We start from the raw sequence: 9,232 nt of genomic DNA on the forward strand, positions 1-9,232 counted from the left end.
ACTGATAACTGATAACTGATAACTGATAACTGATAACTGATAACTGAAATGACCCGTAACTGAAATAAGATTGCTATAACTGATATAGTAAGGAAGGAGTTGGTTAAGACATATATAGCAATCAGGAATCAGTTGTGAGAATTCAAGTGTTCCTTAAAAGTATAGAATATAGCAATTATTATATTAATACCAAATTCAAAAAAGGCAGTTACATCTTAATTTGTGATTTATTCCTAAAAGAAAAAATTATAAATTTCATAAAATCTAAAATTTCCACCTTTTTTTCCTCTTTTTTATTATGTTTTTCTTTCTCTGTTTCCTGTTCCCTGTTTCCTGTGTTATTACTGTAGCAATATTTTATGAAATTGGTATGATATGGTACGTTTTTTCTTCTTCTCTGTTCCCTGTTTTCTGTTCCCTGTTCCCTAAAAGTTTCCAATATCTCACAACTCAAATCATATTGCTATATTGATGATAAACCTCAGATAGATAAAAGCTTTTATCACTGTTCCCTGTTCCCTGCTATAACTGAATTTACGTCTTATTTAATACTTAATAATAATATAGTTATGACAATCAAAGATTCTTCCAGCCCACTCAAATTTATCAAATTAATCAAAGAAAATTTTCTATTTTTTAGATTAGGTTTATATCAAATGGGGTTAGGAACAATGTCCGTTTTAACACTTGGAGTTTTGAACCGAGTGATGATTACTGAATTAACAATTCCTGCCACAATCGTAGCATTTACTTTGTCATTATATCAATTTATGGCACCAGCAAGGGTTTGGTTTGGTCAAATGTCTGATGTTAAACCTTTGTTTGGTCAACACCGTACAGGTTATATGTGGATAGGAGCAGTTTTGTTTACTTTAACTGCTTTTATTGCTGTACAAGTTATGTGGCAAGTTGGTGATAGTTTAGAAGTGAATGGTTGGACGAATCCCACATTTTTTTGGATTGGAATGTTGGGTTTAATGTTTATAATTTATGGTTTGGCTTTAAGTGCAAGTTCTACACCTTTTGCTGCATTATTGGTAGATATTTCTGATGAGGATAATCGTTCTAAAGTTGTCGGTATAGTTTGGTCGATGCTGATGGTAGGAATTATTATTGGAGCAATTACGAGTAGTGTTTTACTGAAGCAGGTTGGTGTGGGGGCACCATTAGAAACTGTTAAGGCATCTGTTAATAGTTTGTTTATTAAGGTGCCGGCAATTGTGTTGATTCTTTCCTTTATTTCCACAGTGGGAGTTGAACAAAAATACTCTCGTTATCGTACTCGTTCAACTATTGCTAATCGGGAGGATAAAGTTACTCTAGGAACAACTTTAAAAGTTTTAAGAGCTAGTCGTCAAACAGGTTTATTTTTTACATTTGTATTTGTACTAATTATTAGTTTATTTATGCAGGATGCAGTTTTAGAACCCTATGGTGGAGAAATATTTTCGATGCCAATTTCTGAAACTACTAGATTGAATGCTGTATCGGGTATGGGCACTTTAATCGGATTAGGTACAACGGGATTTTTAGTAGTTCCAAAATTGGGTAAGAAAAATTCTCTAAAAGTGGGATGTGTGGCAACAACTATTAGTTTTATTTTGATAGTTATGTCGGGGTTTACTGGCAACCCTTCTTTATTTAAAGGGGCTTTATTTTTATATGGTTTAGCTGCTGGTTTAACTACTACTGCTTCTCTGAGTTTAATGTTAGATTTAACTGTGGCAGAAACAGCAGGAACTTTTATAGGTGCTTGGGGATTAGCTCAGGCAATGGCAAGAGGATTATCTACAGTTTTTGGTGGTGCGACTTTAGATTTAGGTAGACTTTTATTTAATATTCCAATGCTTGCTTATGGTTTAGTTTTTCTCATGGCAGGAATAGGAATGATACTGTCGATTTTTCTGTTAAATCGAGTCAATGTACGAGAATTTCAAGATAATTCTAAACAAGCGATCGCTACTATTTTAGAAGGAGAATTAGATTAATTAATAATTAATAATTAATAATTAATAATTAGGGCTTGCTGATTAAATATCAAAGCTTTTACAGATAAATATTTTAGCCTTTTTAGGTCTTGAAAAAGTACCTTGTTTTTAGCTCCAATCGCTCAAAAAGGAGCGAATTTTGGGCATTTCGAGGAGAAGAAAATCAAGGGAAGATTTTTCCTCCTACCTCTTCTATAATTCCCATTCCTTCTGAATTCTGGATTCTGAATTCTGGATTCTCCCCTGGCAAAAAGACTTTTTCAGCAAGCCCTAATTACCTCTTCTTTTCAAGGAGAGGATTGATGCTTAGGGAAAATATTTTCTTTTCTTTTGGTAGAGACTTAGCCATCCCTTTACCGCTTTTCTCCTTTAAAGGAGAGGCTTTAAACCTTAATTATTCGGTAAAAACTAAGTTTTGAAGAAAAATTCAGTATACAGGATTCTGGAGAGAAGTTAGGTTGGGGTTTGATGAAGAAAAGTAGCGATTTTTTAGTATCCCTATCATATTTTTACTTCTTACTTCTTGCTTGCCACTTCTTGCAGATAAATTGACCGATTAAAATTTTTCAAGTAATCCTGATTAACCATATCTCCATCATTTTTTCTCTTATTACTCCCTATTTCTTACTTCTTGCAGATAAATTGACTGATGAAAATTCTTAAAGTCATCCTGATTAACTATAATCTAGGTATGAGGTTGTAGTGTTGATAAATTATTTGGGGATAGGTGGCAAAAGCTCAGTTTTGAACAAGAAGTCAAAATACAGGAGTCTGGAGAGAAATTAGATTGGGGTTTGATTAACAAGAGTGGCAATTTTTCAGTTTCTCCATCATATTTTTAATTTTTCCTTCTGACTTCTTGCTGATTAATTATTGAGGATAAATTCCGGGATAAAAATTTCTTGAGTAATTTCGAACGCTTATCATATTTTGCTTCTGAATTCCTAGCTCTTGCTGATTAATTCTTGGGAATAAATTTAGGGATACTCCATTTTTTGACTGACTTTAACTCGGGCTTGCTGATTAAATCTAAAAGCATTGACATATAAATAAAAGTGCCTTTTTGAAATCGAAAAAATTGCCTGATCTTCAGTCTAAAACACTCAAAAAGTTAGTATTTTAGGCACATAGTTGGGCAGAACAATCTTGGGAAAATTCTTACTCTGACCTCCTCGCTCATTCCTATTTATCCTGTCTTCTACCTCAGCAAAAAGACTTCATTCAGCAAACCCTAATTCTTTCCATACCAGAATAAATATTAAACTTTTTCCCACGCAAAAATCCGATTAAAGTAATATTAAATTCCCTAGCTATTTCTACTGCTAAACTACTAGGTGCAGAGACGGCACAAACTATCGGCACACCTACAGTTATACATTTTTGTATAATCTCAAAACTCGACCGCCCACTCACCATAACAATATGATTATTTAAAGGTAATATACCTGCTAAAAATTCTGACCCTATCAACTTATCTAAAGCATTGTGTCTACCCACATCTTCTCGCAATTTCAACAATTCTCCTTGAGTATCAAATAAAGCAGCAGCGTGTAAACCACCAGTAGATTTAAACACCCTTTGAGCATTACTTAATCGATCGGGCAAACTATAAATAACTTCCGCCGGAACTTCTGATTTTAAAGGTATAGCTGAAAAACCTTGAATTTGCAGAGATTCTATACTTGCTTTACCACAAATTCCACAAGCGCTAGAGGAAAAAAAATGTCTTTCTAAGGTTTTTAAGTTTGGTTTTAATTCAGATTTAAGAGTGACATTAACAATATTTTGGAGTTGTTCCCCATCAATTTCTGGGTCTACACAATAACTAATTTTTTCAATATCTCCACGATTTTTGATAATTCCTTCACTGTAGAGAAATCCTGCTGCTAAATCAAAATCATTTCCTGGAGTCCGCATAGTAACTGCTATAGTTTGTTTCGGAAAAGTCAGACGAATTTCTAAAGGTTCTTCTGTTACTAATTTGTCGTAACGAGTGAAATAAATTTGATTTTCTACGACTAAAATTTGTACTTTAGTTTTGTTACGAGGAGAATTGTTCATATTTTTTTTCCTAATCTTTTTATTGTGTCTGTACTTATTGCTATCTTCCATTCACTTTTTGTTTTTTCCTGTGCCATTTTTAAATTCTTTAGAGACTTTTTGCTCCATTCTTTGACTTAATATCATGTTCGGATAATTAGTGATAAAAAAAACTTTCTCATTTTCCTCCTGACTCCCCTGTCGTTTATTTATAAGTCTTCAAGCGCACATGATATGTAAGCATTTCCTGCAGACTGCTTCCCTACGGGATGCTACGCAAACAGCTATTGCTTTTAGTTGAGGATAAAAGCTCTATTAATTGTCTTACTACAAAAGTTGCTTCCCTTGCTCTTAAAGCCTATTTTAATTTAAACACTATTATTAAGGAGAGAGTCTTGTTGCTGTTAACACAGTTCCTCCACAGGAGACTAGCTGACAGCTAATAGCTATTTGCGCAGCAGTCCGCAGGAAATGCTTACCATGATATTACTCTTATTTTTTTTCTATTCTTTTTCTCTTTTCTACCTGTAAAGTTCATATCATTCATGAGCAAGTCAATAGAAATCAAAAACTGTACTATTATTATAAATTACAATCAGTCTCACCAATTTTTTCCATGGCTACTCACACTCACAAAAAACTAAATCTAAATACTTAGGAAAAGCTAGAAATGAAGCTCATATTGATGTGATAGAAAACATGACTCGAAGAGATATAGCAATATGATTTGAGTTGTGAGATGTTGGAAACTTTTAGGGAACACCGGAGCTGGGAACACCGGAGCTGGGAACAGAGAAGAAGAAAAAAACGTATCATATGAATATCATAATTGATATATTCCATACTTTTAAGGAACACCTCAATTCTCACAACTGATTCCTGATTGCTATATTATTGATGAGTTGGATAAGGTAGTTAATTTCCTTCAAAAAAGTTATTTAGATATATGTTTTAGTGAATAAATTGAACCAGAAGTATCCTCTGATTTTTAGGATGATAAATAATGTTAGAAACAAATATAATTTCAGATTTAATTCTGTCTTTAAACTTTAATTTCAGGAGTTAGTGTAAATATTACGCTGACTACTTTTTTGTCCAAAGTCAAATTGATTCACCAATACCAAATTATTTATATTTTAATACGGTTTAGGTAAAGCCAAAACTAATAAGGTATAGAACCATTAGAGTAGATCTTCAGATTACATAACTGCCAAAAAAACCCTTAACTGAACTGTATTGATTTATATTTGAGTTTAACCAAAACTATTCTTGCTTATCATGCCAAATAATAAACCGATTCCGTCCCTCTTCTTTAGCTTGGTACAATCCTCTATCTGCACACTTAATCAATTGTTCAGGATAACTTTGATTCTGAGGAATAGTACTTGCAATTCCCATACTGAGGGTGACATAGGAGTTATTCAAAGAGGTTTTGTGAGGTATCTTTAGAGAATGAATACCATCCATAATTATAGTTGCGACTTTGGTTGCTTCAAAACTATTTACTCCTGGTAAAACAATTGCAAACTCTTCCCCGCCATACCTCGCAGCAAATTCTCCACAACGCTTGACACTACTATCCAAAACTTGGGCAACAGCACGAAGGCAATTATCTCCTGCTACATGACCGTAGGTATCATTGTATTTCTTGAAATAATCAACATCACAAAGAATCAACGATAAGGGTCGTTGTTGTTGTTGCATTCGTCGCCACTCTTGCTGAAGAAGTATATTAAACTGACGCCTATTGATCAGTTGGGTCAACCCATCAATGGCAGCTAAATGATTGAGAGCTGCTGTTCTTTCCAAAACTTTCTGTTCTAGCTCTTGATTAATTGTACGAAAGCGTCCAATAACTACAATTAAACCTGAAATTGCTAGACCAATAATAGTAATTAGAACAGTATAAATTACTTTTAATCCATCTTCAGCTATGAGTATAACATTATCAACAGGCTGAGTAATTTCTACGACACCACGCACTTGTCCAACTTTCCAGTCTTTTCTAGGACTAATTCGTAGTGTATTATGACAAGCTACACAACTTGGCTCCATGAGGACAGCTTCTGTGTAGCGAAACGAGAGGCGATCGCCAAATTGCTCTTTGCGATAAAACGAAGCTTGTGGATGCTCTTTCAGGTAAGTCAGTGCATCCCATTCAAACTTATCTAGAGGTCCTCCTGTTAGTTGTCGATTAGGAAATGGATGCTCGCTGTAAAGTCTAAACAACATACCCTCTGATTCATCACTGAGGCGCTCCCCAAGTTCGATAGTATAAGTAGCAGGATTAGGAATACCTCCTTTGACAGTATGATATTCAGCTATGGCCATAATACCATCCATTGACTTGATCCGATCGACAACATTTTTGCTGTACAGGATTCTAGCTTCATTCAAAGTTTTGACAGCTACTTTTGCATAGTGTATAGCTTGGGAATCTACTAAATTAATCGAGAGGTAGTAGGTTCCTACTAAAGCTATACTAAAACCCAAACAGAGTAAAGTTACAAGAATGATAACTACACGCATATAGAGCAGTTGATACAGTCGTTTGCAAAGCTTTAATAATTTCCATCTTATGGCTGTTATCATTTATGTGATATTAATCAAGTCAAATATAGCAAAGAAATAGTTGCTTAGGGCAATAGTAAAATATCATTTCAGTTATCAGTTGTTAAACTAAATGTTTAATAGACAATAGGAAATAAAAAAAATCTCCTAAGCATTATTTTCCCTGCCATTATAGCAAATTCATACATAGATAGTTACATTCTTAATTTGTCGTTTATTCTTACAATAAAAAAAAATAAATTATATAAATTATAAAAATCAAACATTTTTTCTATTTTTTGATCCTATTTTTATTTCCGTGTCTCCTGTTTCTTGTTCCCTTTTAGCTCTTTTATATAAATGTTTACTGATAATAATATTAAGATGATATTAATTTATCTTCAAAAATAACATAGTCCTAAAAATTTACCCGATAATTATTGTGCAATAAAAATTTTTATATGAGCTAAATAAATTATGTTACCTAAGCCAAATAAAATCTGGAACCCGGAAATTTGGGCAAGTTGGAAACCCTTCGGTATTGGCGAACAATACCCCAATAACTACTGGGAATTAATACGCGCAACAATTGAAAATCTCGACCAACTCCCCTACGCTTGGGAAATTCTAAATAAAGGAGTCTGTGACGGGTGTTCCCTCGGTACTACTGGGATGAAAGACTGGACTCTCGATGGTTTTCATTTATGTAATGTCCGCCTACGACTATTGCGCCTGAATACAATGCCTGCTTTTAACCCAGAAATACTGGCAGATGTTTCTCAACTACAAAAAAAAAGTAGTGCAGAATTGCGAGAAATGGGACGACTGCCTTACCCCATGCGTCGCGACAAAGGGGACAAAGGGTTTCGGCGAATTAGTTGGGATGAAGCTTTAGAAGTAATTAGCGATCGCCTCAAAAATACTCATCCAGACCGTCTGGGTTTCTACCTCACCAGTCGCGGCACTGTGAATGAAACTTATTATGTGGCCCAAAAAGCTGTAAGGGCTATGGGGACTAATAACATTGATAATGCGGCCCGCATTTGTCATTCCCCTAGTACCGGGGCGCTTAAAACTACTATTGGCGCTGCTGCTACTACTTGTTCTTACAAAGACTGGATAGGTACAGATTTATTAGTATTTATCGGTTCCAACGTAGCAAATAATCAACCTGTTACTGTTAAATATTTACATTGGGCAAAAAAAGCAGGTACAAAAATTGTTGTTATTAACACTTACCGGGAACCAGGAATGGAACGTTATTGGGTACCGTCTATTCCTGAAAGTGCTTTATTTGGTACTAAGTTTGCCGAAGATTTCTTTTTAGTTAATGTTAATGGCGATTTGGCTTTCCTGAATGGCACTATTAAACATCTAATTGCTAATGATTGGATAGATAAATTTTTTATCAATAATTATACGAATCAATTTGAAGAATTAAAAGCTTCATTGGATACTCAATCTTGGGAAGAATTAGAACGCTTTTCTGGAAGCACCCGCAACGAAATGTATGCCTTTGCCAAAATGGTAAAAGAAGCAGAAAAAGCTGTATTTGTTTGGAGTATGGGTATTACTCAACATGAGTGTGGGGAAGATAATGTCAGAGCTATTATTAATTTAGCTTTAACTAAAGGTTTTGTAGGTAGAGAAGGCTGTGGTTTAATGCCAATTCGGGGACATTCTGGGGTGCAAGGTGGAGCAGAAATGGGATGCTATTCTACGGTGTTTCCTGGAGGGAGAAAGATTAATCAAGAAAATGCGGAAGTTATGAGTAATTTTTGGGGTTTTTCTGTGCCTAATTCTCCTGGTTTAATTGCTTCGGAAATGATCGATAATGCTGCGGAAGGAAAGTTAGATGTTTTGTTTTCTGTAGGGGGAAATTTTTTAGAAGTTTTGCCAGATCCAGATTATGTGGAAGCTGCCATAAAAAGATTGCCTTTGCGAATACATCAGGATATTGTTTGTTCTAATCAAATGTTAGTTGAACCGGGAGAAACGGTAATATTGTTACCTGCGACGACTCGTTATGAAATTCCGGGAGGAGTAACAGAAACAACTACAGAAAGAAGGGTGATTTTTAGCCCGGAAATTCCTGGAAGGAGAGTGGGAGAAGCTCGCCCGGAATGGGAAGTTTTTATGGATTTGGCAAAGTTAGTACGTCCTGATTTAGCAAATAAGTTAGAGTTTGAAAATACTTCAGAAATTCGTCAGGAAATTGCTTTAGTAATTCCGCAATATTCAGGAATTCAGCATTTAAAGGAACCAGGAGATAATTTTCAATATGGTGGTTCTCATTTATGTTTTGGTTGGAATTTTCCCACACCGGATAGTAAGGCTAATTTTTCAATACTTTCTTCATCTCAAGAAGAGTTAAAAGAAGGATATTTTTTAGTAGCGACTCGTAGAGGTAAGCAGTTTAATAGTATGGTTCAGTCAAGGAAGGATGCTATTACTGGAGCTATGCGAGAAGCAGTTTTAATTAATCCTATTGATGCGGAAAATTTGAGTTTAAAAGATGGGGATAAGGTACTGTTGAAAAATGATTTAGGTGAGTTTCAAGGAAGAGTGTATTTAGCTCCGATGAAACCTGGTAATTTACAAGTACATTGGCCGGAAGGAAATGTGTTACTAGATAAGGGTAAACGTTCTATTGA

Annotated in this window: 4 protein-coding genes; 2 read left to right on the plus strand and 2 right to left on the minus strand. The window is 34.8% G+C overall.

Translation table 11 applies throughout. From position 1 onward, the window contains the following. Positions 1-569: 569 nt before the first annotated feature. A complete protein-coding gene (locus AC3DU7_RS16760) occupies positions 570-1,988 on the plus strand; it encodes a BCD family MFS transporter (protein WP_488040460.1) in 1,419 nt (472 codons plus the stop codon). Positions 1,989-3,209: 1,221 nt separating this feature from the next. Here AC3DU7_RS16760 and fdhD read toward each other — a convergent pair. Beyond that, complete coding sequence (fdhD, locus tag AC3DU7_RS16765; protein ID WP_488040461.1) at positions 3,210-4,049, minus strand: formate dehydrogenase accessory sulfurtransferase FdhD; 840 nt, start codon at positions 4,047-4,049, stop codon at positions 3,210-3,212. A gap of 1,242 nt (positions 4,050-5,291) precedes the next feature. After that, a complete protein-coding gene (locus AC3DU7_RS16770; RefSeq protein WP_488040462.1) occupies positions 5,292-6,620 on the minus strand; it encodes a diguanylate cyclase domain-containing protein in 1,329 nt (442 codons plus the stop codon). Positions 6,621-7,055: 435 nt separating this feature from the next. Here AC3DU7_RS16770 and AC3DU7_RS16775 point away from each other — a divergent pair. Next, on the plus strand, positions 7,056-9,232 hold a 2,177-nt coding region (locus AC3DU7_RS16775; RefSeq protein WP_488040463.1), incomplete at its 3' end, for an FdhF/YdeP family oxidoreductase.

Source organism: Okeania sp., from assembly GCF_983059655.1.